Raw genomic sequence first — 24,513 nt, 5'->3', positions numbered from 1 at the left:
AGATCCATCATGAATCATGCGGAATCGGCTTATGGTTTATGGACGCTGGTTATCATTAACTCAGCAGTTTTTATCATGTTCGCTTTCAGTTTTTTTAGACCTTCCACTGCGCGCGATTGGCGTACATTTGGGGCCTTTTCGGCTTTTATCATTGCTCTATTTGTCGAAATGTATGGTTTTCCTTTAACCATTTACCTGTTATCTGGTTGGCTTCAAACTCGCTTCCCTCAACTTGACTTACTTTCTCATAATGCAGGTCACTTGTGGTCAACGCTATTAGGTGAAAAAGGTGATCCACATTTTGGCATTTTGCATATCGCCAGTTACGTTTTCTTGGGCTATGGATTTTACCTGTTATCAACGTCATGGCACGTGCTGTACAACGCGCAACGTCAGCATTCTTTAGCGATCACAGGCCCTTATGCACGTATACGTCACCCACAATACGTGGCTTTTGTGATGATCTTGCTGGGTTTTTTATTGCAATGGCCAACTTTACTGACACTGATTATGTTTCCAATCCTACTCTTAATGTACAGCCGCTTGGCAATTAAGGAAGAGGCTGAAATGAGTAAACAGTTTGGCGCTGTCTATGACAGCTATGCTCAACAGACTCCGAGATTTATTCCAAAATTCGGCCATAAAACCACTTTACCATAAGAGAATTATTTATGTCAGATCAAAAAAATCATAACCAGGACCATATGGCACAGGCTACAACAGACGTACTGAAAGACCCAGTCTGTGGTATGACCGTCACTGAAGAATCGAAATACCATGAGGAATTTAAGGGGAAAACTTACTTTTTTTGCAGTGATAAATGTCAATCAAAGTTTCATAGCAGCCCGGTGCAATATATCGCTAAACCCGCAACGACGACTGCCGATGCACATACACAGCATCATCAGACTGTTCAACACGTTAATGCGGCAAGCACAACAGGTACGACCATCTATACATGCCCAATGCATCCAGAAATCAGGCAAGATCATCCTGGAAACTGTCCTAAATGCGGAATGACACTAGAGCCACTCATTCCTGAATTAGAGGAAGATGAGAATCCGGAGTTACGTGATTTCCGCCGACGCTTCTGGTGGACACTGCCATTGACCATCATCGTGACTTTTTTGGCGATGTTTGGTCATCAAATGAACCTGTTCAATATGGCTGTTCAGAGCTGGATTGAACTGGTGTTGTCACTCCCAATTGTACTTTGGGCAGGTTGGCCATTTTTTTCCCGGGGTTGGCAATCGGTTGTGAATCGCAGCCCGAACATGTGGACGCTGATTGGTTTGGGCACTGGAGCTGCATTTATTTATAGTGTGGTCGCAACCATTGCACCGCAAATCTTCCCAGACTCATTTATTTCCATGGGTCGTGTCGCTGTTTACTTTGAAGCTTCAGCGGTCATCATTTCATTGACCCTACTGGGACAAATATTGGAGTTAAAAGCACGTTCGCAAACTTCTGCTGCAATTAAGTCACTCCTTGGGCTCGCTCCTAAAACAGCTCGCCGAATCCTGCCTGATGGAACTGAAGAAGATGTTCCTCTAACGCATGTCCATGTAGGAGATTTACTCAGAATTCGCCCAGGTGAAAAAGTGCCTGTGGATGGTGTAATCACTGAAGGAAGTAGTTCAGTGGATGAATCGATGCTGACAGGTGAACCTTTACCGATCACTAAACGCATCGGTGATAAAGTCATTGGTGCTACCCTGAATACCAATGGTTCCCTAATCATGCGTTCAGAGAAAATTGGTTCAAGTACCATGTTATCCCAGATCGTACAGATGGTGGCGCAAGCTCAACGATCGAGAGCACCAATGCAACGTATGGCTGATCAGGTAGCAGGTTGGTTCGTCATGGCTGTAGTGACCATTGCCTTGCTTACCTTCTTTGGATGGGGACTATTCGGCCCAGAAGAATCAAGCTGGGTTTATGCATTAATCAATGCTGTGGCAGTACTCATTATTGCCTGTCCTTGTGCACTAGGCTTGGCAACTCCAATGTCTATCATGGTTGCGACGGGTCAAGGTGCTACTCATGGTGTGCTGTTCCGTGATGCAGCAGCCATTGAGAATCTACGCAAGATTGACACACTAATCATCGATAAAACAGGTACGTTAACTGAAGGACGCCCTGTATTCGATCGTGTGGTTGCCGCATCAGGTTTCGATGAATCTGAAGTATTACGTTTAGCCGCCAGTCTTGATCAAGGCAGTGAACACCCGCTAGCCGAAGCGATTGTAAACGCAGCACACGAACGTGGCCTGTCTCTTGAAACACCAGATAATTTTGAATCGGGCTCAGGGATTGGTGTTCGAGGTCAAGTGGGCGATCGTCAGTTAGCTTTGGGCAACACAGCACTGATGGAGCAATTGGGTATCTCGGTACAATCTCTGATTCCGCAAGCCGAAGAGCTGCGTTCGGAAGGTGCAAGTGTGATGCATCTAGCCATCAATGGTGAATTGGCCGGTCTGCTTGCAGTATCCGATCCCATCAAAAAAAATACCCCAGAAGCACTTGCCACCCTGAAGGAAGCGGGTCTACGTATCGTGATGGCAACAGGAGATGGTCTCACCACTGCCCGTTCAGTCGCAGCACGTCTAGGCATTGATGAGGTACATGGCGAAGTCAAACCCGCAGATAAACTAGAACTGGTCAGCAAATTGCAGAAGGAAGGTCGCATCGTGGCTATGGCTGGTGATGGCATCAATGATGCACCAGCCTTGGCTAAAGCTGATGTCGGTATCGCTATGGGAACCGGGACTGATGTTGCAATGAATAGTGCCCAAGTTACGCTGGTCAAGGGAGATTTACGAGGGATTGCTGTTGCCCGTTCACTTTCGGAAGCTACTGTTGGCAACATGAAACAGAACCTCATGTTTGCTTTCCTTTACAATGCTTTGGGTATCCCTATCGCGGCTGGCGTACTATATCCATTTACCGGTTGGTTGTTGTCACCGATGATTGCCGCCTTGGCTATGAGTTTGAGTTCAGCTTCAGTCATCACCAATGCCCTTCGCCTGCGAAATAAAAAGTTATGATAGAGAGTTCTTTTCTTCCACCAGATGTACCAGGTCTTATTGCAGCACTTGCCATCGGCCTGCTCATTGGTTTAGAACGAGGATGGAATGATCGTGAACTGCCAGAAGGCAGCCGAGTAGCAGGCCTACGTACCTTCACATTGACAGGATTACTCGGAGGAGTGCTCGGTCATTTACAGCCAAACTTTGGGCCTTGGCCACTAGTCGCAGCCGTATTAGGGCTTTCCCTTTTACTTACGGTATCCTACGCGCGTACCGCAAAAATTTCCGGTAATTTAAGCGCTACCACGACGATCGCGATGCTGTTGACATTAGTTTTAGGTGCATATGCATCCCATGGTAATGTTACTTTAGCATTAACCGCGGCTGTAATCGTCGCTGTATTTTTGGATCTCAAGCCAACCTTACACGGTTGGCTACGCTTGATAGAGCATCGTGAATTAACCGCATCCCTGCAGTTGCTGGTACTTTCTGTCGTTATATTACCCTACTTACCCAATACGGGTCTGGGACCTTTTGCTGCATTAAATCCTTACCAGTTATGGTGGGCAGTGATCCTGATTGCCGGACTCTCTCTGGCAGGTCATTTTGCCATGCGGCTCACCGGTTCAGAAAGAGGCATACTCTGGACAGGTCTATTGGGTGGTTTGGCATCTTCTACAGCTGCAACTGTCGCACTGGCACGCTATACACGCCAGCACCCCGTCATGGTCAGTGCTGCTATTTCTGGAACATTGGCTGCCTGTGGCATCATGTTTTTTCGTATGGTTGTGCTGATAGGCGTCATTGAGCCAGCATTGCTAAGCACTTTTGGTGGTGCAATGATGATTGCGGGAATCCTTCTGCTGGGTATGGCATTGTGGAGACAACGCCAAATTACCAGCGCTGAAAACAACGATCGAACAATAGAAGCAATGGCTCCTTTTGATCTTGGGACAGCATTCAGCTTCGCTGCTTTCCTGGCTGTCATGGCAGTCTTGGTCCCGGCAGCAAAACAATGGTTGGGCACCAGCGGCATCTTCGTATTATCGACTATTTCTGGGCTAGCAGACGTAGATGCTATTTTAGTCTCACTTGCCCGCCTGCATAGTACTGAAGGCTTAACAACAAATGTGGCTGCTGTCGCGCTAGGGCTGGCCACACTGAGCAACATGTTAAGCAAAGCGACAATTGCATGGATGACAGGGGGGGCACAGTTTGGCCGAGCTATCATATTTGGCTACACAATTGCCATGATAGGTGCTGGCGTAGCTCTGGCTCTCAGTTTGAACTTTATGTAAGGTCAACTCGGGTAAATGGAAGATGTTCAAAAAAATGAGTTAAAATGATTCCCCTTGCATGGATTCACTTTGAAAAACAATGGTAAAAATGATTCGACCATTGAGGGATTCAGCCTGGATGGTCGCCCCAAGCATATCAAGAATAGATTTTGTTATCGCGAGCCCTAAGCCGGTTCCTTCTTCTGTTCTTTGTCTAGATGCATCTGTTCGATAAAATCGATCAAATAACCTGGATAGTTGTTCAGGAGAGATTTCAGGGCCTTCATTTTCAATTGAAAATATTGTGTTATCTAAATTCTGTTGAAGTTTTATGCGTATTGTAGAATTCTTATTTCCATATTTAACTGCATTAGATAATAGATTGCTGAGTGCTCGACGTAACATAGCAGGATCACCTTTGACATTTCCAGATCCTGTTTGTTGAAGCGTCATATTTTTTTCGGCAGCTAGCGCATCATAGAAATCAAATAAGGCTGTAACTTCTTTAACCAGGTCAATATTCTGTAAGTTCTGTAATTTTAGGCCATGTTCTGCTTTTGCCAAGAAAAGCATATCGGATACCATTCGAGTCAAACGTTCTAATTCTTCTAAATTAGAAAATAGTACTTCTTGATAGGTACTGGTATCTCGTTTACGGGCAAGACATACTTGAGTTTGAGTCATTAAGTTATTAATCGGTGTTCTAATTTCATGCGCTAAATCAGATGAAAAATCGGAAAGCCTTTCTAAAGCTGATTCTAGTCTGTCGAGCATATCATTGAAGGCAATTGCTAATGATTTTAGTTCTGTTGGTGTGTGCTCAACTTCTAAACGTTCTGAAAGATGTTGGGCAGAAATGCCTTCTGCGACCTTAGCCATTTTTTGCACGGGTCTTAAACCTCTCCAGGTTGCAAACCAGCCTAAAAACATTAAACAAATCGTACCGGCTAAACCAATGTAAAAAAGTTGACGCTTAAAATCATTTAAAAAATGTAGATGTTCAGATGTATCGATCCCCACAATAATGCGTACAGATTGTATTTCAGTATTTTTGTTTATATCCGTGTTGTAGATCATGCCACGATAGGTCTTATTCTTAATTTTCCATTTAATCCAAGGGTTATTTGCTGACTTGATTAACTGTTGAGTATTAATGATTGAAGATGCTGAACTAAATAAAATCTGACCTGCCGGTCGTTCTATTTGGACCATAAGATCATGGTGTCCAACTAAAGCATCTTTCAAATATAGATCAAGTTCTGGAGAATTTTTAGGATGCTGTTGGAGAAGATTCTGAATAAGCTGGATTTTACCTTCTAATTGGGTACGATCTTGCGTTTCAAAATGATGCATCACTAATTTATGGATGAAAAACCCCATCATAATGAGAATGCATATAGTCGATAATGAGAAAATAATACCAATACGAAAACTGATAGATTTGAATAATTTATTATTCATCTTCTACCTCTAATACATACCCCATTCCTCGAATATTCTGAATTAACTTAGGGGTAAAATTACTATCTACTTTATTTCTTAATCGTTTAATAGCGACTTCAACTACATTTGTATCACTATCAAAGTTCATATCCCAAATTTGAGATGCAATAAGTGCTCTTGGTAGAATTTCACCTCTTCTACGCATAAAAAGCTCCATAAGCGCAAATTCTTTAGCCGTCAGATCAATGCGTTGACCTGCTCGTGTTACCCGACGTTTTCTCAAATCAAGTTCTAAATCAGCAATCTTAATAATATTATTATCTTCTCTTTGTTGCCCTCGTCTAAGGAGCGTTTTTATTCGAGCTAGAAGCTCTGCAAAAGCAAAAGGCTTAACTAAATAATCATCAGCGCCTAGCTCTAATCCTTTTACTCGATCTTCGATTTGATCTCGGGCGGTAAGAAAAAGAATGGGCATTGTTTTACCGCTGCTACGAATATCATTGATAATATTCCAACCATTTAGTCCAGGTAACATCACGTCTAAAATAATTAAGTCATACTCTTCAGAAAGAGCTTGATGTTTACCCGTTAACCCATCTGTAACCCAGTCCGTAATATAGCCAGCTTCGGATAAACCTTGCTTGAGATAATCACCAGTTTTTTGTTCATCTTCAACTAATAGTATTCTCATCTCAGAATCCTAAGTTATTCATTAAAACTATAATAACGTTATAAAACATCTGATCGAGATAGATTACAAAAATGTCATTTTCAAGTCACTTAGATGTTCAGTGCTTCACTTTATTGTAGTAGCAAGAAATTAACTTTTAGAGAAACTTATGAAAACTGTAGTGCGTCGTAGTCTAACAATTTTAATGTGTGCTGGAACTTTAATTGCTGGTACTCAATCTTGGGCAAAAGATGTATCAACCTCAAGTGCCACTAAAACGGTAAAAGCACAGGAACCTTGTACAAAACCTTGTAAAATGGAAAAAGATGACAAGACTCAGCAAGATCATAGTCAACATCAGTCTCCTAACTCATCTGACATGTCAAAAATGGATCATTCTATGATGAATATGGACCATTCTAAAATGGATCATTCAAAGATGAATATGCCTGGTAGCAATAAATAATTTTATAAATAGCGAGAAAGAAGTATTAAAGTTTATACTAAATATTTGCTTTATTACTTCAATCTTGACCTTTCTAAAGGTGAGATAGAATGTCAAAAAAGTTAAGTCATATACTCTTAATTGGAGTTGGTTTATTTTCATCAACTTGGGTAATGGCGGCAGTTAAAGAATATGATTTAACAATCGCTGAACAAACTGTAAATATCACAGGAAAACCAGTTGAGAGAATTACTGTAAATGGTAAATTCGTTGCACCACTTCTTGAATTTGAAGAAGGTGATGAGGCCGTTATCCGTGTTCACAATAAGTTAAAAAATCAGGACTCTTCAATCCATTGGCATGGCTTATTATTACCTGGAATTATGGATGGTGTACCTGGATTTAACAAATTTAATGGCATTGCCCCTAATAAAACTTATGAATATAAGTTTAAAGTCCGCCAAAATGGTACTTATTGGTATCATTCACATAGTAAAGGACAAGAACAAGACGGTTTATATGGTGCTTTTGTTATTTATCCTAAAGATAAAACTCCACTAACAGCTGCTGAAAAAACTGATAGAGATTATGTGGTTTTGCTTTCTGATTTTCATAATTCAACAAGTGATCAAATCACAAAGAATCTTAAAAAAGAAGCAGATTACTATCAGAACCGTCGAGAAACGGTATTTGATGTCATGAAACAAGTTAAACGTGATGGATTAAAGGCAACTTGGCAAGACCGCTCTATGTGGAATCAGATGCGGATGTTGAAAACAGATATGTCTGATGTCACAGGCTATACATTTTTAATGAATGGCAAAACACCTCAGCAAAACTGGACCGGTAATTTTAAAGCTGGAGAAAAAGTTCGCCTTCGATTTATTAATGCTTCTGCAATGTCATTTTTTGATGTACGAATTCCAAATTTAAAAATGACAGTGGTAAGTGCCGATGGTCAACCTGTAAAACCTGTTCCTGTAGATGAGTTCCGTATAGGTACTGCTGAAACTTATGATGTCATTGTTGAACCGAAACAAGCCCATTATCAAATCGAAGCTGAATCTATTGATCGTACTGGATTTTCGGTTGGAACCTTACATGATGAAAATACCTCACCTGTAAAACAAATTGAGATGCCTAAGCCTCGTCCTCGTTCTTTATTGACTATGGAAGATATGGGAATGAATCATGATATGTCTTCTATGAAAGGCATGAATCACGATATGTCTTCTATGAAAGGTATGGATCATGATATGTCTTCTATGAAAGGCATGAATCACGATATGTCTTCTATGAAAGGTATGGATCATGATATGTCTTCAATGAAAGATATGAATCATGATATGTCTTCTATGAAAGGCATGAATCACGATATGTCTTCTATGAAAGGTATGAATCATGATATGCCGATGAATAGCGCTACTGTTAAGGCGGCTTCAGACAAGAATGATAATACCGTATTTGGATGGGCAAATGCTTCAACACCTGAAGGTAATAAAGCATTGCAATATAGTGATTTGCAATCGTTAGATCCTCAAAAAGACACTCGTGCAGCTGAACGTGAAATAGAGATCCGTCTTGGTGGAAACATGGAGCGTTATATTTGGACAATAAATGGTAAAAAATTTAATGAAGCCGACCCACTAGTGGTGAAGTATGGTGAACGTATACGCTTGAAATTTGTGAACGACAGTATGATGGCTCATCCAATGCACTTACATGGCATGTTTATGCAACTAGAAAATGGCCAGGATGCTAGTAATATGCCAAATAAACATACTGTAATTGTCCCACCAGGTAAAACAGTTACAACCTTATTAACGGCAGATGAGTTAGGTGAATGGGCTATCCATTGTCATTTGCTCTATCACATGTCTGCTGGGATGATGAATAAGCTTATTGTTGCAAATGTCGATAGCAATAGTTCTGATTCAAAAGATGTTGTTGCTCAACCTATTAATAATGATAAGGGGGTAAATCAACATGCACACCACTAAAAAACTCTATTCTAAAACACTTGTATCTTTAGCCTTGTTAGGATTAACAAGTGTTGCCTTTGCCAATGATCCATCTACCGGAAATCTAGTAAATAGCTCTCAATCAGAAAGTATGAGAGTGCTGTTAAAAGAACCAGGTGGGTTAGGTTATGCTGAAAGGAATACTTATCAAAAAACAACTTCTGGTAATGATGGAGATAATAGTACAGGGTTTGAAACTGTAATTCCCAATGGTCAGAATCATGATAAGCATCTTAAAGAACATGGTGGACAAATTTTTCAAACAACAAAGTTTGAGAATGAATGGGCTGTGGATGAAGATGGTAAAGGTGCCTTAGGTTCAAAAATTGAAACTTTAATAGGTACAGATGAAAATCGCCTATTTATTGAAGCGAATTTGGATAAGTCAGAAAGCCATGACCCCAAATATGATGTGTCAGCACTTTATAGCCGCAATGTAGCACCTTTTTGGGATTTACAAGCTGGGGTGAGATACAGTGAAGATAAAAATAACAGCAACAGCGATCGAGTTGATGGTGTTATTGGGGTATTAGGGCTAGCTCCTTATTTCTTTGAAACCCAAGCTTATTTATATGGTGGGGAAAATAACTTCTGGGGGGCAAGTTTTGAAGTCGAACGTGATTTCTTGTTAACCCAGAAATTGATTACCCAACCTTACCTAGAAGTAGATGCTGTATTTAGTGATGATTCTAACTATGCTGCAAAATCAGGTTTATCAGAATTAAAAACTGGTATTAAAACGCGGTATGAGATAACTAAAAGAATCAGGCCTTTTATTGATGTGGCTTATCAATATGAAAAAGGACAAAAAGCTACCTCTATGCAAGAAGCTACTGAGTCTGAGAAAGGTTGGAAATATGGTGCAGGTATCGAATTAGTTTTTTAAGGTGATATGAATTAGTATCATGAATGATAGCTTTGGCTATCATTCATGAAATTATTGCTATTTAATTTCGAATCTGCGAAACTAAAAAAGCTTAAATTTGGGTCTAAACCTATGCAGTGGTTAAAGACATGCCTATCGCTGTTTTTATCGTTTGCTATCCTTTTAGTAGGATCGGCTGCTGCTGCTTCGTCTGTACATAAGCGGTGTTTAATGCCATCTGAACAGATGCAACCTATACCAATGGAAGCATCTCAAAATCAGGATACAATGCACACTGATTGTATGAAAATAGAGACAAAGGCCAAAAAATCTTTACATGATCCATCCTGTATGTCTGAGCAGGAGTGCATTATGTCTTTTGCCAAGATTGCGTATACCCCTTCTCCACAAGAATTTCTGTACGCAAAGGTGTTCCCTCCTATAGAGCGATCGGCTTTTTATTCTCTGGATCAAAACCTTCCTGCTCCTTTTCCTTCAGTTCTCTGGAAACCCCCACGCTCTAACTAATTTGATGATTCATCGTCATTCATAGCATTTTTTATGGATGTTCTGCGCGTGCGCGTGTATATCATTTTAGAGCTAAAAATATGAAATTTTATAAAGAAAAGCTATCTCGCAGGGTGAGATGGCCGATAGGTGTGATCTGTTTTTCTCTAGTCTATGGTCAAGTCTATGCCCAGCCACTGACTTTGGATACAGCTTTGAAGCTTGCTGAGCAATATGCTCCAACTTTAAGAGTAAATAGTGCCCAAATTGAAGGGGCTGAGAATGTAGTTTTAGCTTCAGGTATTTTACCCAACCCTAAATTATTTGTCGGTTTGGAGAATTATCCTATATCTGGTGATGCGTCATGGTCAGTCACACAAGATGGCATGACCATGCAGAAAATTGGCGTTATGCAAGATTTTCCAAACCGCGCCAAAAGACAAGCCGAGGTCGAGTTAGCAAAAGCTGAATTGGGTTCAGTCACTGCTCAAACTGAGATTCTACGTATTGAGTTACGTCAAAAAGTTGCATCTGCTTGGTTTAAACGTTTTTATCTTGAGCGTAAATTGGCGCTATACGATGAACTGTTTTCAGAGAATCGATTACTTTCTCAGATGACCCAAACACAGGTCACCTCTGGTCGGACAATGGTTGCTGATGCACTTGATCCAAAACAAGAAGCCACGGTATTGCTTGACCAGAAGGATGATTTGCTTCGTGATTTAAATAAAGCCAAGCTAGAGTTGCATCGCTTGATCAGTGCAGAGCCTACCGAAAACCTTACTCAAATTGAAACCTTACCTAACCAAGCTCCATCCATCCATCTTGATTCATCAAAGTTATATCATCATTTGCATCAACATCCTGAATTAAAAGCATTTCAGGCAGAAAAGAAAACTGCTGAAGCAAAACTGAAGCAAGCTCAGGCTTTACAGAAACCAGATTGGGGGATTGAGCTTGCTTATCAGCATCGAGCACGCGAATTTGGCGATATGATCGGGGTTCAACTCACAACAGAGCTTCCAGTATTTTCAAAAAGACGTAGTGGGCCGCTCGTTCAGGCAGCTTTAGCCGAACAAAACCGGATCATTGCCGATCAAGAAGTTCAATACCGTGAACATCTCACCATGCTGGATGATGGGTTATCTGATCTTGATGCGCTTGATCAGCAAATTAGACGTGCAATGCAAATAAGTATTCCACTCGCTAAACAAAAAGTGGGTTTACAGTTGGCAAGCTACCAAGCTGGTAAAAGCAATTTGTCTGATGTTATTACTGCCCGACAATCTCTTTTAGAACAACGTTTGCGTCTCATTGATCTCCAACAACAACAGGCTGTGACTAAAGCCCAACTTTATTTTGCCTTTGAAGAACCAACCTTAAACTATGTTGAGGAGCAGCCATAATGTTAAGAAATAAATTGGCAGTGACTGTCATAGGAGTTGCCACAATTAGTTTGGTTGCAGGTGGTGGTGCTGGATATTGGATAGCACATCAGAAAGACAATCCTCAATCTACTTTAGCGGGTCAGCAACAGGATGCCAAAGTGTTGTATTGGTACGACCCAATGAAGCCTGAACAGCATTTTGATAAGCCAGGTAAGTCTCCATTTATGGACATGCAACTGGTACCTAAATATGCAGACGAAAATACTGCGATGACGGATGAAAGTCGTCCTACAGTCAAAATAGATCCATCTCTTCAACAAAATTTAGCCATCCGTTACGGCACTGTTGAACAGGCTGTAATTGGAAATGCCATGTTTACTAATGGCATATTACAAGCAAATGAACGGCAAACAGCTATTTTACAAACTAGAGCAAGTGGCTTTGTTCAGCGAGTGTATGGGCATGCTGTTGGAGATATGGTGACCGAAGGAAGCCCTATAGCTGATATTTCAATACCCGAATGGACTGGAGAGCAAACTGAATTTTTAGCTGTGCTCCGTACTGGAGATCGTTCCCTTATTCAAGCAAGCCGTCAACGTTTGCAGCTTTTAGGAATACCACAAAATGTGATTCATCAAGTTGAGCGAACTCGTCGAGTGCAATCTAATATAACTTTGCAAGCTCCCATTAGTGGATTTATTGATTCACTAGAAGTCCGCAATGGTATGGCTTTGGCTATGGGACAAACCTTGGCCACAATTAAAGGTATCAACCCGATTTGGCTAGAGGCAGCCGTTCCTGAAAAACAAATTGCTGGAATCAAACGAGGTATGAGTGTAGAAGCCAATTTTGCTGCTTTTTCTCAAAAAGTAACTGGCAAAGTTATCGACATTTTGCCTACCTTAGATACAACATCAAGAACTATTAAAGTTCGTATTGAATTATCAAATCCTAGTGGTCAACTTAAGCCAGGGATGTTTGCTTCTGTCAATATAATAAATAATCCCCAAAGCAGTTTGGTTGTACCAGAGCAAGCTGTTATACGGACAGGTACTCGGAATGTTGTCATTGTAGGGCGTGAGCAAGGACGTTTTGAACCAGTTGTTGTACAGTTAGGGCAAAGTGATGGCAATAAAATTGCAGTCCTGCAAGGGTTGAAAGCTGGTCAGAGAGTAGTGATTTCAGGACAATTTCTGATTGATTCTGAAGCAAATTTGCAAGGCGTATTGGATAAGCTCAACACTGGGCAACCAATTGCATCATCTCAAACGATTAAGAGGTCAACATATCAAGGTCTTGGTAAAGTTGAAAAAGTCACAAATCAAGATATTACCATTTCACACCAAGCTATTCCTGAGTTGGGCTGGGGTGCTATGACCATGAGCTTTAAACAGCCCGTACAACCATTTACCCGAATTCAGCAAGGTGACCAGGTCAACTTTAGTTTTACAAAAGTTGGAGATGCTTACGTTATTTCTGACATTTCCAAGATGTCTATGGCATCTTTGAAGAACTAACGGGAGAACTATTATGATCGCTCGTATTATTCGTTTTTCAATTGCGAATCGCATATTTGTTTTGTTGGCAGCTTTAGTTTTGGCAGCTTGGGGAACTTGGGCTGTAAAGAATACACCGGTTGATGCTTTGCCAGATTTGTCTGATGTACAAGTGATTGTCCGAACTAATTTTCCCGGTCAGGCACCACAAATTGTTGAAAATCAGGTGACCTATCCTTTAACAACAACCATGTTATCGGTGCCCGGTGTTAAAACTGTTCGCGGTTATTCTTTTTTTGGTGATTCATTTGTATATGTCATTTTTGATGAACATACCGATCTTTATTGGGCCCGTTCGCGTGTATTGGAATATCTAAATCAGATTCAGGGAAGAATTCCTGCAAATGCGAAATCTTCATTAGGGCCAGATGCCACAGGCGTTGGCTGGGTTTATGAATATGCGTTAGTTGATCCAACAGGACAACATGACCTTGCACAACTGAGAAGCATACAAGACTGGTTTTTAAAGTATGAACTAAAGACATTACCCAATGTGGCTGAAGTTGCCACGATTGGGGGAATGGTGAAGCAATATCAGGTTGTCTTAGACCCAAGCAAAATGGCGGCTTTAGGTGTTACACAAAACAATGTCATTGAAGCGATTCAAAAGGCTAATCAGGAAACTGGTGGTTCAGTCCTTGAAATGGCTGAAACTGAATATATGGTACGAGCTTCTGGTTATTTAAAAACTTTAGATGATTTTCGCCAGATTCCACTACGAACAAATAGTTTGGGTGTTCCTGTTTCTTTAGGTGATGTTGCAACAATTCAACTCGGACCGGAAATGCGTCGTGGTATCACTGAGCTGAATGGACAAGGTGAAACGGTTGGGGGTGTCGTGATTTTACGAGCAGGTAAAAATGCACGTGAAACGATTACTGCTGTGAAAGCGAAGCTAGCTGAATTACAACAAAGTCTACCGAAAGGTGTACAAGTTGTTCCTGTATATGATCGCAGTCAATTGATTGATAGAGCAGTAGAAAATCTCAGCCATAAATTAATTGAAGAGTTCATTGTGGTGGCTTTAGTCTGTGGACTATTCCTCTGGCATTTACGTTCAGCAATGGTGGCTATTGTTTCTTTGCCGCTTGGGATTTTATCTGCTTTCTTGGTGATGCATTATCAAGGGCTAAATGCCAATATCATGTCGTTGGGTGGTATTGCTATCGCGATTGGCGCTATGGTTGATGCTGCAATTGTAATGGTTGAAAATGCACATAAGCATATCGAAACTTGGCAACACGAACATCCTGAGCAAGTCTTGGAAGCACAAGTCCGTTGGAACATCATTACACGTTCTGCCAGTGAGGTCGGGCCAACTTTATTTTTCTGTCTACTCATCATTACCTTATCCTTCATTCCTATTTTTACTTTACAGGCACAAGAAGGTCGCTTGTTCTCACCACTGGCATTTACTAAAACCTATGCAATGGCAGCAGCAGCAGGTTTATCTATTACCTTGATTCCCGTTTTAATGGGTTATTGGATTCGAGGGAAATTACCTTCTGAACAGCGTAATCCACTGAACCGTTTTCTGATCAAAATATACAGCCCTATGTTGGATAAGGTTTTAGCTCATCCAAAGACAATTTTACTTGGTGCATTGCTAATTTTCCTTATTAGTCTTTTCCCTTTAACACGGTTAGGTGGGGAGTTTCTACCCAATATGGATGAAGGTGATTTACTGTATATGCCTTCAGCTTTACCGGGATTGTCCGCAGCAAAAGCTTCTGAGCTACTCCAACAGACTGATCGAATGATTAAAACCGTTCCTGAAGTTGCAACAGTATTCGGTAAAGCTGGTCGCGCTGAGTCAGCCACAGATTCTGCACCATTAGAAATGTTTGAAACCACGATTCAGTTCAAACCACGGTCTGAATGGCGTTCAGGTATGACACCTGACAAATTGATAAAAGAACTAGATAAGGCAGTCCAAGTACCGGGTTTAACAAACATTTGGGTGCCACCTATCCGTAACCGGATTGATATGTTGGCAACTGGGGTGAAAAGTCCAATCGGGATTAAGATTTCAGCAAATGATCTGCAAGATATTGATCGGGTAGCACAGCAAATTGAACAAGTGGCTAAACAGGTGCCCGGTGTTAGTTCAGCTTTAGCTGAACGGCTCACAGGTGGTCGATATGTTGATGTCGATATTAACCGTATGCAGGCTGCGCGATATGGTCTCAATATTAAAGATGTACAGCAAATCGTCTCATCAGCGATTGGCGGGGAAAATATTGGTGAAACTGTTGAAGGCTTGGCACGGTATCCCATTAATGTACGTTACCCACGAGAGATTCGAGATTCACTGGAAGCCTTAAGAAATTTACCGATTCTAACAGAATCTGGTCAACAAATAGTCTTGAGTAGTGTTGCTAATATTCAAATTACAGATGGGCCGCCAATGCTTAAAAGTGAGAATGCCCGTCCAAGTGGTTGGGTCTATGTCGATGTACAAGGACGTGACTTAGCTTCGGTTGTACAAGGTTTGAAGCAGGCCATAGACCAAAAAGTAAAACGTTCTTCTGCCATGAGCATTAGCTATTCAGGACAGTTTGAGTTCATGGAGCGTGCGAATGCTCGCTTAAAAGTTGTTATTCCAATTACTTTGATGATCATTTTTCTATTGCTCTATTTGATTTTTAGGCAAGTACAAGATGCTGTTCTGATTATGGCAACACTACCTTTTGCGTTGATTGGTGGTATTTGGGCTATGTACTTGAGTGATTATCACTTTTCGGTTGCGATTGCTGTTGGTTTTATTGCACTTGCTGGTGTTGCCGCAGAGTTTGGTGTAGTCATGTTGTTCTATTTAAAGCAAGCAATTGAGCATGCACAGCAAAGCCTATCTTCTTCAACGGCATCCTTAACAGAGCAACAACTCAATGAGGCAATTCATACAGGGGCCGTGCTACGTGTTCGCCCTAAAGCAATGACAGTCGCTGTCATTTTGGCGGGGTTAATCCCTATTCTGTTGGGGACTGGAACAGGTTCTGAATTAATGAGTCGTATTGCTTTACCTATGGTTGGGGGCATGATTTCAGCCCCTCTCTTATCTATGTTTGTTATCCCTGCGGCATATCAGCTTTTAATCAAAAGAAAACTATCAAAGAATTGATAGTTTTATTATTTCGTCTAAAGAGGTTTTATTATGTTGAAGTTTATAAAAATTATTGCTCTTGTTACCACTATTGCTGCATTAAGCGCATGTAGTAAAAATGAAGCATCAGAGCAGAAGAAAGCAGACGCACCTATGGAGCAGATGAATAAGGAGTCTTCTACCGCTACAACGGCTCAAGCCGTTGGCGTGATTACTGCTATTGATACGAAAGAAAATATTTTAACACTCGACCATGAAGCAATTCCTGCACTTAAATGGCCTGCAATGACTATGGGCTTTAAAGTCGCTGACCCGGTTTTATTAAGTGGTTTAACCGTAGGAGACAAAGTTGACTTTGAATTAAAAGCAGAAGGAGAAAATTATATAGTCATCACTGTGAAGGCTAAAAATCTATAACAGCCTTAGTATATGATGCCAGTAGTGCTATATCCTTTAGACGCTATTGGCATTTTTATAGAAGTTAAATAAGATCGCTTTAAAAATTCCAGTTTATATAGTTCAATTCTTGAATTTTATTTTATCAATTCCACTGTAAGGCAAGAAAGCATTTGAACCGTACCGGGTTTGTCGGAGAGTTTTTTATTTAAGTTAGGCCACCTGACCTAACGGGTTAATCTTATCATAGTACATTGCTTCAAAATCAAAAGGTGATACATAACCTAGTGCACTATGTACACGCTCTTTATTGAACCAATCTACCCAATTTAGTGTCGCAAGTTGTACATCCGCTAAACCTTGCCAATCTGCTTTTAGATATTCAATCACCTCTGTTTTGTATAAGCCATTCACCGTTTCAGCCAAAGCATTATCGTATGAATCACCAGTTGTACCGACTGATGCTCGTAAATTTGCAGCTTCTAAACGATTGGTATAGCGAATAGAAAGATATTGAACACCTCTATCGGAATGATGAATCACATTCTTTGGCATGCCTCGATCGTGCAATGCTTGCTCAAGTGCATCGAGTACCATATCTGTATTCATCCGTGTAGATACTTTCCATCCAACAATTGCTCGTGAGAACACATCAATAATAAATGCAGTATAAACCCAGCCTGAATGAGTTTGAATATACGTAAAGTCACTGACCCATAATTGGTCAGGTCGATCAGCACTAAAATTACGTTTCACTAAATCATCTGCTCGTTTTTGGTCATCTCGGCTACGGGTGGTTTGTTTGTTCTTACCTCGCCAAACACCTTGTATACCTAGCTTTTTCATTAATCGAGCAACAGTACAGCGTGCAATAATATAGCCTTCACGTTTCAGTTTTTGCCAGACTTTACGTACACCATATCGACCTGAACTTTCCTTCCAAATTCGTTTAATCTCCTCAGCATGATGCAAGTCATGTAAATCTCGCTTTGCTCGATGTTCCCTTGCGAAGCAATGCTTCTCATCGCAGAGATCTAGAGTCCGGTAATAGGTTGAGGGTGCGATCGGTAAAATTCTACAAATCGCCTCGACTCCGTACAGCTCTTTATTATTATGGATAAAATCCACCATTATTTGTGTGGGCGGTCGAGCTCCGCCTGGGCGAAAAAAGCGGCTGCTTTACGTAGAATTTCATTGGCACGCTTTAATTCTTTAATTTCACGTTCCATTTGCTTCATTTTTTCTTGATCAGATATCTGTTGTACTTTAATAGGATTTTGCTGATCTAAATGCTTTTGATGCCAGGCACGAAGTGTTTCAGGAGTACAACCAATCTTAGGCGCAATTGCTGTGATTGCAGCCCAAGTAGAAGGATAATCTTTTTCAGATTCAATCAATAATTGAACCGCTCTTTCTCTGATTTCAGGGGTATATTTTAATTTTGTCATCGGGACACTACGCTTCGCTACGTCTTGCGAAGCAATGCTTCTCATCTCAGAATATTGACTCTCCGACAAACCCGGTACGGTTCATCTACTTCTGTACCATCTTTATCGGAGTTATTTTTGGATTAACCATCAGTGGAGCGACGATTTTAGAAAGTTTGATTAACCCTGCACTGGCATTAATGTTATTTGCTACTTTTTTACAAGTACCTATTGCAGAAATTGGCAAGGCATTAAAAAATTTACGTTTTATTTCTGCATTACTTATTACTAACTTTATTGCCTTACCTTTAATTACGGCAGGTCTAATACAATTTTTACCTGAAAACCCACTTATTCGTTTAGCTGTACTTTTTGTTCTACTAGCACCGTGTATTGATTATGTGATTACTTTCACCCATGTTGGGAAAGGTAATGCAAGATTATTACTTGCGATGACACCTGTATTATTGCTTATCCAAATGATCTTATTACCAATTTATCTTGGTGTACTCCTCGGAGAAGAGGTAGCTCAGCTTGTTGAAATTGGTCCTTTTGTCCATGCGTTTGTATGGTTCATTGTTGCACCCTTAGCAATGGCAGCTATAGTTCAGTTCATTGGGAATAGAAATGAACAAGCAGAAAAAGTGGCTGAAAGCCTAAACTTATTTCCTGTACCTGCCACAGCCCTAGTTTTGTTTATCGTCCTAGCATCAGTTATGCCTCAAATTGGGCTTGCAAAAAGTGCAGCTCTTCAAGCTTTACCAATTTATATTTCTTTTGCCATTATTGCTCCATTCGTGGGTTGGATAATTGCTCGTATTTTTCGATTAGAATCTGGCTCTGCTAGTGCTGTGTCCTTTTCAGCATCATATAGAAATTCATTTGTTATTCTTCCATTAGCTTTTGCAATTCCGGGAAGTATGCCCATAATTCCTACTGTAATCTTGACTCAGACTATCGTTGAACTATGCTTTTTACCAATCTATATTCGTCTGATACCTCGACTATTCAAAACCTAGAGATTTAAACATTTAAGTAGTTGTTATAGTTAGATAAAAGTATTCAGAAGCCCACGCTTACATCGAGTAATTTAATAAAGGGGGGGGGAGCTAGCTCCCCCCCCTCTTTTATTCATTTGCTAATTAAAACTTACTCGCAACTTGATATGTGATGAATGAAAAGATGTAGGCTAATGCAAACAAATAAGTTGCCATAACGACAGGCTGTTTCCAGCTACCTGTTTCTCGTCTAATTGTTGCTAACGTGGCAAGACAATGTGGAGCAAAAATAAACCATACCAATAATGATAAACCTGTGGCTAACCCCCATCCATCCGGGCCTGAAATTTGACTTAACAGACTTTGAGTTACTGTATCTTCATCACCTGACATCGCATAAATCACCCCAAGAGCAGCAATTACAACTTCCCTTGCTGCCATAGCAGGAATGAGTGCAATACATATTTCCCATGTAAACCCAATAGGCGCAAATATAGGATGAATTAAATGTCCTAACTGACCAGCTAAACTATAGTTAATGGCCGGCATGCTTGCATTATCTGGTGGTTGAGGGAACGTGACTAGCACCCATAACAAGATAGACAGTGCGACGATAATGCCACCAACTCGTTTTAAGAAAATAGTTGCCCTATCATATAAGCCTAATGCAATATTTCTAATATCTGGAATTCGGTATGTGGGAAGCTCAAAAATAAAAATACTTTCAGTTTTATCTTTTCGAACCAACTTCAGAAAGAGTGAAACTAATAACGCTGAGACTATTCCCGACATATAAAGACCAAAAAGGACTACTCCTTGCAGACTTAACCAGCCGTAGATTAATTGGTTCGGAATAAATGCCGCGATCAATAAAGCATATACGGGCAATCTTGCTGAACAGGTCATCAAGGGTGCAATCATAATTGTTGCTAATCGGTCCCGTTCAGAGCTGATACTTCTGGTTGCCATAATTCCGGGAATCGCACAAGCAAAACTGGATAGCAGAGGAATAAATGAACGGCCGCTAAGCCCGGCTTTAGACATTAATTTATCTAAAAGAAATGCTGCTCGGGGTAAATAGCCTGACTCTTCAAGCATTAAAATGAAGAAGAATAAAATCAAAATCTGAGGCATATATGCAAGCACGCTACCTGTGCCAGCAATTACCCCATCGACTACCAAGCTTTTTAATAGAGGATGTTGGATTAGTGGTCCAATAAAATCACTGAGCCATACGATAAAATTTTCAATGAATTCTATAAAAGGTGTTGCCCATATAAATACCGCTTGGAACATCACAAACATGGTTAAAGTTAAGATTACTAAACCTAATACAGGATGTAGAAAAATTTTATCTAGAAATGCGGTTCTTTTATCACCATTGTCATTATTTAAAATAACTTGTTTGGTGATTTGTTTGACCTGTTCAAAATGACTTAATTCAGAATGATAAGGAGTAATAAAAAGATTTTTTTGATCTAATTGATTAATTAAATCTTGAATTCCTTTTGTTTTAACTGCGACAGCTTCAACTACAGGGATACCTAACAGTTGAGACAGTTTATCCTTATCAATGGAAATACCACGCTTTTTGACCTCATCCATCATATTTAATACAAGAATCATAGGGCGATTTAAAGCACGAACTTCGAGAACCAAGCTCAAATGTAAGCTTAAATTTGTGGCATCTACGACGCATATAAAAATGTCGGGGAGAATTTCACCTTTTAGCTCGCCCAAACAAACTGCCCTGGTGACTTCTTCATCTAAACTACTAGGTTTTAAACTGTAAGTTCCGGGTAAGTCCAATACTCGTACTGCATCACCAGAAGGTAATCTAAAAGAACCTTCTTTTCTTTCTACGGTAACTCCAGCATAGTTGGCAACTTTTTGTCGCGTACCAGTAAGCGTATTAAATAAAGAGGTTTTTCCGCAATTTGGATTACCGACTAATGCAATGTTCTTAATCTTCATTGGATACTAACTCTACAAAAATTCTTTCAGCTTCATTCTTTCTTAATGCGAATCTTGAAGTTTCAATTTGAACTAAAACAGGATCTCCGCCAAAAACACCTTTAGCGAGTACTTGTAGAGTTTCACCCTCTCTAAAACCTAATAGTTGGAGCCGTTCCAATACGGGATCAGTGGTATGACTGTATTGATTACCTTTTTTGAGATCTCTAATTTTGACGATCTGATTTTGTTTAACTTGAAATAGATTCATTTTCGATACTCTTACTTCAAAGCCAAAATCTTTCGAGCACCATTAAGCACGAATAAAGAAACCAGGATGCCAATGATTAAGTCTGGGTAAGCTGATCCCGTCCACGCCACGAGTACACCGGCAAATATAACGCCCATATTTACGACAACGTCATTCGCCGAGAAAATCCAACTGGCTTTCATATGTGCGCCATCTTCTCGATGACCAGAAATAAGATATAAGCATGTCACGTTAGCTATAAGTGCGAGCAGGCCAATAACAATCATGAGCGTTGATTCTGGCTCGCTTCCAAACATGAATCGTCTAATGACATCAACAATCACGATAACAGCAAGTAATAACTGAATCCAACCTGCGAAATGGGCTGCTTTTATTTGATATTTCGCAGCTTTTCCGACGGCATATAGCGCAATACCATAAACGGCTGCATCGGCAAACATATCTAGAGAATCAGCAATCAATCCTGTAGACGCAGCAATAATACCGCTGATGAATTCTATAAAGAAAAGTAGAGCATTAATACCTAATAACAGTTTAAGTACTTTAGCTTGTCTCACAGGATCAGGTTCATTAGGTATATCGCCTGAAGAAAGCTGTGTTTCATCAAGTTTCGCCCCAAAACCCAGTCCTTCGAGTTTAGCCGTAATTTGCTGAATCCCTTCATTATGGAAGACTTTCAGTTTTCGATTGGGAAGATCAAAAGTAAGACCTTTAACTGCTTCAATATCTGCAAGAGCCATACGGACCATTTGCTCTTCAGCAGAGCAATCCATTTTAGGAATGGTGTAGGTACTTGTTTGCTTAGCCTGTTGATTGCTTATATAAGTTTCAGTCTTCACAAGCTTTGCACCAAAACCCAAAGCTTCAAGTTTGGTGGTTATATTTTCATCTTTTTGATTATGTAGAACCTTTAAAGACCGGTTAGGTAAATCAAAGATGAGTTTTTGAACACCATCAATTGAAGATAGCGCCATACGAACCATCTGTTCTTCCGCAGAACAATCCATTTTGGGAACTAAGTATTCACTCATGTAGTGCGAATCTTTTAAAACGTTTTCAGTGCTTAAATTTTCTTTGGGATCAGAACCACAACAGGATTGAGCGGTATCTTCACAACTGTTTGAAGTGTTACAGCAAGGAGATGAAGATTTTTCTTCTTCCTCTTCACCACAACAGCTAGGCGTATTATCACAATTCTTTGAATTGCTTGCTTCTGCAATTGATGGATGATTTTCTTGTTGAGATTTCTTATCTTCGCATGGTGTTTCTTTACTACATCCACAGCCACTCATAGTTATACCCATTAAAAAAATTTATAAACTTTGAATATTAGAATCCCTATAGTTACTATAGAGTCAAGATTTTTTGGAAATATCAGCTCAATGCATTTAAAAATTGGTGAACTCTCTAAAAAAACCTCATGCCCAGTCTTAACGCTTAGGTTTTATGAAAAGGAAGGTTTAATTCCGGAACCGGAAAGAACGGAAGGAAATTACCGCCTTTACGATATAGGCTATGTTGAGCGAATTAAGTTTATTTTGAATTGCCGAACTTTAAATATGAGTTTGAATGAAATTCGTCAATTACTCACCTATAAAGATAATCCCAAGAAAAATTGTTCAGATGTGAATGAATTAATTGACTTACATGTCAGTGCTATCAGAGAAAATATAATCAAGCAACAAAAGCTTATTGAACAATTATCTGATTTAAGAGGTACTTGTGATGGCTTATGTACAATTGACCAATGTGGAGTTCTAAAAAATCTAGCTTGATTATCTAGACCTATGCTTTTTTCAAAAATTCTGTATATCTTTACTTAAGGCTGCAAAAAGTTTAAGGTTACTCAAATTCTGTGATCAGATCTTTGATAGATCTGGACTGAACCGTACCGGGTTTGTCGGAGACTTTTTTATTTAAGTTAGGCCACCTGACCTAACGGGTTAATCTTATCATAGTACATTGCTTCAAACTCAAAAGGCGATACATAACCCAGTGCACTGTGTACACGCTTTTTATTGAACCAATCTACCCAGTTGAGTGTCGCAAGTTGTACATCTGCTAAACCTTGCCAATCTGCTTTTAAATATTCAATCACCTCTGTTTTGTATAAACCATTTACCGTTTCAGCCAAAGCATTATCATACGAATCACCAGTCGTGCCGACTGACGCTCGTAAATTTGCTGCTTCTAGACGATTGGTGTAGCGAATAGAGAGGTATTGCACACCTCTGTCTGAATGATGAATTACATGCTTTGGCATACCTCGATCATGCAATGCTTGCTCCAGTGCATCAAGTACCATATCTGTATTCATCCGTGTTGATACTTTCCATCCAACAATTGCTCGCGAGAACACATCAATAATAAAGGCGGTGTAGACCCAGCCATAATTGGTTTGAATATACGTAAAGTCACTGACCTGAGAAGCACTGCTTCGCAAGGGTCAGGTCGATCAGCACTAAAATTCCGTTTCACTAAATCATCTGCTCGTTTTTGATCATCTCGGCTGCGGGTAGTTTGTTTGTTCTTACCACGCCAAACACCTTGTATACCTAGCTTTTTCATTAATCGAGCAACAGTACAACGGGCGATAACATAACCTTCACGTTTCAATTGTTGCCAGACCTTACGCACACCATATCGACCTGAACTTTCTTTCCAAATTCGTTTAATTTGTTCAGCATGATGCTCATCATGTAGATCTCGTTTCGCTCGTTTCGCTCGATGTTCTGGATTGTCAGCGAGATCTAAAGTTCGATAATAGGTTGAAGCTGCGATCGGTAAAATCCTACAAATCGCATCAACACCATATAAGTCTTTATTGTTATGGATGAAATCCACCATTATTTGTGTGGGCGGTCGAGCTCCGCCTGGGCGAAAAAAGCGGCTGCTTTACGTAGAATTTCATTGGCACGCTTTAATTCTTTAATTTCACGTTCCATTTGCTTCATTTTTTCTTGATCAGATATCTGTTGTACTTTAATAGGATTTTGCTGATCTAAATGCTTTTGATGCCAAGCACGAAGTGTTTCAGGAGTACAACCAATCTTAGGCGCAATTGCTGTGATTGCAGCCCAAGTAGAAGGATAATCTTTCTCGGATTCAATCAATAATTGAACCGCTCTTTCTCTGATTTCAGGGGTATATTTTAATTTTGTCAT

The 24,513-nt window shown here is 40.2% G+C and carries 19 protein-coding genes, 1 pseudogene and 2 other annotated features; of the genes and pseudogenes, 13 read left to right on the top strand and 7 right to left on the bottom strand.

Annotated elements, in window-relative coordinates; all coding sequences use genetic code 11:
• Nucleotides 1–9: 9 nt before the first annotated feature.
• From QLH32_RS19480 to QLH32_RS19470, 3 genes are read left to right on the top strand one after another with little or no spacing between them, the layout of a single operon-like run.
• Entirely contained in the window at nt 10–660 is a 651-nt protein-coding gene (locus QLH32_RS19480; protein ID WP_004281871.1) for a methyltransferase family protein, read from the top strand.
• Between the two features lie 11 nt (nt 661–671).
• Nucleotides 672–3,047, top strand: a complete 2,376-nt coding sequence (locus QLH32_RS19475; protein ID WP_151788920.1) for a heavy metal translocating P-type ATPase — start codon at nt 672–674, stop codon at nt 3,045–3,047.
• Nucleotides 3,044–4,327, top strand: coding sequence for an MgtC/SapB family protein (locus QLH32_RS19470; RefSeq protein ID WP_279960755.1), 1,284 nt, complete (start codon nt 3,044–3,046; stop codon nt 4,325–4,327). The genes QLH32_RS19475 and QLH32_RS19470 overlap by 4 nt, the downstream gene beginning before the upstream one ends.
• A gap of 39 nt (nt 4,328–4,366) precedes the next feature.
• On the opposite strand, the gene QLH32_RS19465 is transcribed toward QLH32_RS19470, so the two are convergent.
• Entirely contained in the window at nt 4,367–5,767 is a 1,401-nt protein-coding gene (locus tag QLH32_RS19465; protein WP_279960756.1) for a heavy metal sensor histidine kinase, read from the bottom strand.
• Nucleotides 5,760–6,440: a heavy metal response regulator transcription factor gene (locus tag QLH32_RS19460; protein WP_004679347.1), complete on the bottom strand. Its 681-nt coding sequence runs from the start codon at nt 6,438–6,440 to the stop codon at nt 5,760–5,762. The genes QLH32_RS19465 and QLH32_RS19460 overlap by 8 nt, the downstream gene beginning before the upstream one ends.
• Nucleotides 6,441–6,588: 148 nt before the next feature.
• Between QLH32_RS19460 and QLH32_RS19455 the strand changes: the two genes are divergently transcribed.
• From QLH32_RS19455 to QLH32_RS19420, 8 genes are all read left to right on the top strand, one after another.
• Nucleotides 6,589–6,885: a hypothetical protein gene (locus QLH32_RS19455; RefSeq protein ID WP_005006338.1), complete on the top strand. Its 297-nt coding sequence runs from the start codon at nt 6,589–6,591 to the stop codon at nt 6,883–6,885.
• A gap of 89 nt (nt 6,886–6,974) precedes the next feature.
• A complete protein-coding gene (locus QLH32_RS19450; protein WP_065388104.1) occupies nt 6,975–8,864 on the top strand; it encodes a copper resistance system multicopper oxidase in 1,890 nt (629 codons plus the stop codon).
• On the top strand, nt 8,851–9,771 hold the full coding sequence (locus QLH32_RS19445) for a copper resistance protein B (protein WP_000557533.1): 921 nt from the start codon (nt 8,851–8,853) through the stop codon (nt 9,769–9,771). Before QLH32_RS19450 ends, QLH32_RS19445 begins: the two co-directional genes overlap by 14 nt.
• A gap of 45 nt (nt 9,772–9,816) precedes the next feature.
• Complete coding sequence (locus QLH32_RS19440) at nt 9,817–10,278, top strand: hypothetical protein (RefSeq protein ID WP_283269540.1); 462 nt, start codon at nt 9,817–9,819, stop codon at nt 10,276–10,278.
• An 80-nt stretch (nt 10,279–10,358) separates the two neighbouring features.
• A complete protein-coding gene (locus QLH32_RS19435; RefSeq protein WP_283269539.1) occupies nt 10,359–11,663 on the top strand; it encodes a TolC family protein in 1,305 nt (434 codons plus the stop codon).
• Nucleotides 11,663–13,162, top strand: coding sequence for an efflux RND transporter periplasmic adaptor subunit (locus tag QLH32_RS19430; RefSeq protein WP_044738771.1), 1,500 nt, complete (start codon nt 11,663–11,665; stop codon nt 13,160–13,162). Before QLH32_RS19435 ends, QLH32_RS19430 begins: the two co-directional genes overlap by 1 nt.
• Nucleotides 13,163–13,175: 13 nt before the next feature.
• Complete coding sequence (locus tag QLH32_RS19425) at nt 13,176–16,322, top strand: efflux RND transporter permease subunit (protein WP_283269538.1); 3,147 nt, start codon at nt 13,176–13,178, stop codon at nt 16,320–16,322.
• Between the two features lie 33 nt (nt 16,323–16,355).
• Nucleotides 16,356–16,721 carry a copper-binding protein gene (locus QLH32_RS19420; RefSeq protein ID WP_058971422.1) on the top strand — a complete coding sequence of 122 codons (366 nt, stop codon included), beginning with the start codon at nt 16,356–16,358 and terminating at the stop codon, nt 16,719–16,721.
• 192 nt (nt 16,722–16,913) lie between these two features.
• Here the strand turns inward: QLH32_RS19420 and QLH32_RS19415 are convergent.
• Nucleotides 16,914–18,148, bottom strand: a protein-coding gene (locus QLH32_RS19415; protein ID WP_127820928.1) for an IS3 family transposase whose coding sequence is annotated in 2 segments (ribosomal slippage) — nt 16,914–17,872 and nt 17,872–18,148 — 1,236 coding nt in all. Because the reading frame shifts where the segments join, the coding sequence is not laid out codon by codon here.
• Nucleotides 17,757–17,873: a sequence feature (AL1L pseudoknot), on the bottom strand. Its footprint overlaps the gene before it by 117 nt.
• A 155-nt stretch (nt 18,149–18,303) precedes the next feature.
• On the opposite strand from QLH32_RS19415, the gene QLH32_RS19410 reads away from it, so the two are divergent.
• Complete coding sequence (locus QLH32_RS19410) at nt 18,304–19,146, top strand: arsenic resistance protein (RefSeq protein ID WP_283269554.1); 843 nt, start codon at nt 18,304–18,306, stop codon at nt 19,144–19,146.
• A 123-nt stretch (nt 19,147–19,269) separates the two neighbouring features.
• On the opposite strand, the gene feoB is transcribed toward QLH32_RS19410, so the two are convergent.
• Genes feoB through QLH32_RS19395 form a run of 3 tightly spaced genes read right to left on the bottom strand, consistent with a single transcriptional unit; the run spans nt 19,270 to nt 22,641 of the window.
• On the bottom strand, nt 19,270–21,099 hold the full coding sequence (gene feoB / locus QLH32_RS19405) for a ferrous iron transporter B (protein WP_283269534.1): 1,830 nt from the start codon (nt 21,097–21,099) through the stop codon (nt 19,270–19,272).
• The gene (locus QLH32_RS19400) at nt 21,089–21,349 is read right to left on the bottom strand and encodes a FeoA family protein (RefSeq protein ID WP_004665962.1); all 261 of its coding nucleotides are present in this window, start codon (nt 21,347–21,349) and stop codon (nt 21,089–21,091) included. Before QLH32_RS19400 ends, feoB begins: the two co-directional genes overlap by 11 nt.
• 11 nt (nt 21,350–21,360) lie before the next feature.
• Nucleotides 21,361–22,641, bottom strand: a complete 1,281-nt coding sequence (locus QLH32_RS19395) for a cation efflux transmembrane domain-containing protein (protein WP_248603970.1) — start codon at nt 22,639–22,641, stop codon at nt 21,361–21,363.
• 90 nt (nt 22,642–22,731) lie between these two features.
• Between QLH32_RS19395 and cadR the strand changes: the two genes are divergently transcribed.
• Nucleotides 22,732–23,124 (top strand): Cd(II)/Pb(II)-responsive transcriptional regulator, encoded by a 393-nt coding sequence (gene cadR / locus QLH32_RS19390; RefSeq protein ID WP_057061774.1) that lies wholly within the window; start codon nt 22,732–22,734, stop codon nt 23,122–23,124.
• Between the two features lie 146 nt (nt 23,125–23,270).
• Here the strand turns inward: cadR and QLH32_RS19385 are convergent.
• A pseudogene (locus QLH32_RS19385) lies at nt 23,271–24,513 on the bottom strand (IS3 family transposase).
• Nucleotides 24,122–24,238: a sequence feature (AL1L pseudoknot), on the bottom strand. (Overlaps the previous pseudogene by 117 nt.)

Origin of the sequence: Acinetobacter corruptisaponis (assembly GCF_030053775.1) — a bacterium.
GTDB classification, from domain to species: Bacteria; Pseudomonadota; Gammaproteobacteria; order Pseudomonadales; family Moraxellaceae; genus Acinetobacter; species Acinetobacter corruptisaponis.
This window is presented reverse-complemented; position numbering and strand designations above follow the sequence as displayed.

Coding starts and splice junctions, on each gene's coding strand:
- QLH32_RS19480 (WP_004281871.1), top strand. CDS start 10: ATGAATCATGCGGAATCGGCTTATGGTTTATGGACGCTGGTTATCATT.
- QLH32_RS19475 (WP_151788920.1), top strand. CDS start 672: ATGTCAGATCAAAAAAATCATAACCAGGACCATATGGCACAGGCTACA.
- QLH32_RS19470 (WP_279960755.1), top strand. CDS start 3,044: ATGATAGAGAGTTCTTTTCTTCCACCAGATGTACCAGGTCTTATTGCA.
- QLH32_RS19465 (WP_279960756.1), bottom strand. CDS start 5,767: ATGAATAATAAATTATTCAAATCTATCAGTTTTCGTATTGGTATTATT.
- QLH32_RS19460 (WP_004679347.1), bottom strand. CDS start 6,440: ATGAGAATACTATTAGTTGAAGATGAACAAAAAACTGGTGATTATCTC.
- QLH32_RS19455 (WP_005006338.1), top strand. CDS start 6,589: ATGAAAACTGTAGTGCGTCGTAGTCTAACAATTTTAATGTGTGCTGGA.
- QLH32_RS19450 (WP_065388104.1), top strand. CDS start 6,975: ATGTCAAAAAAGTTAAGTCATATACTCTTAATTGGAGTTGGTTTATTT.
- QLH32_RS19445 (WP_000557533.1), top strand. CDS start 8,851: ATGCACACCACTAAAAAACTCTATTCTAAAACACTTGTATCTTTAGCC.
- QLH32_RS19440 (WP_283269540.1), top strand. CDS start 9,817: ATGAAATTATTGCTATTTAATTTCGAATCTGCGAAACTAAAAAAGCTT.
- QLH32_RS19435 (WP_283269539.1), top strand. CDS start 10,359: ATGAAATTTTATAAAGAAAAGCTATCTCGCAGGGTGAGATGGCCGATA.
- QLH32_RS19430 (WP_044738771.1), top strand. CDS start 11,663: ATGTTAAGAAATAAATTGGCAGTGACTGTCATAGGAGTTGCCACAATT.
- QLH32_RS19425 (WP_283269538.1), top strand. CDS start 13,176: ATGATCGCTCGTATTATTCGTTTTTCAATTGCGAATCGCATATTTGTT.
- QLH32_RS19420 (WP_058971422.1), top strand. CDS start 16,356: ATGTTGAAGTTTATAAAAATTATTGCTCTTGTTACCACTATTGCTGCA.
- feoB (WP_283269534.1), bottom strand. CDS start 21,099: ATGAAGATTAAGAACATTGCATTAGTCGGTAATCCAAATTGCGGAAAA.
- QLH32_RS19400 (WP_004665962.1), bottom strand. CDS start 21,349: ATGAATCTATTTCAAGTTAAACAAAATCAGATCGTCAAAATTAGAGAT.
- QLH32_RS19395 (WP_248603970.1), bottom strand. CDS start 22,641: ATGAGTGGCTGTGGATGTAGTAAAGAAACACCATGCGAAGATAAGAAA.
- cadR (WP_057061774.1), top strand. CDS start 22,732: ATGCATTTAAAAATTGGTGAACTCTCTAAAAAAACCTCATGCCCAGTC.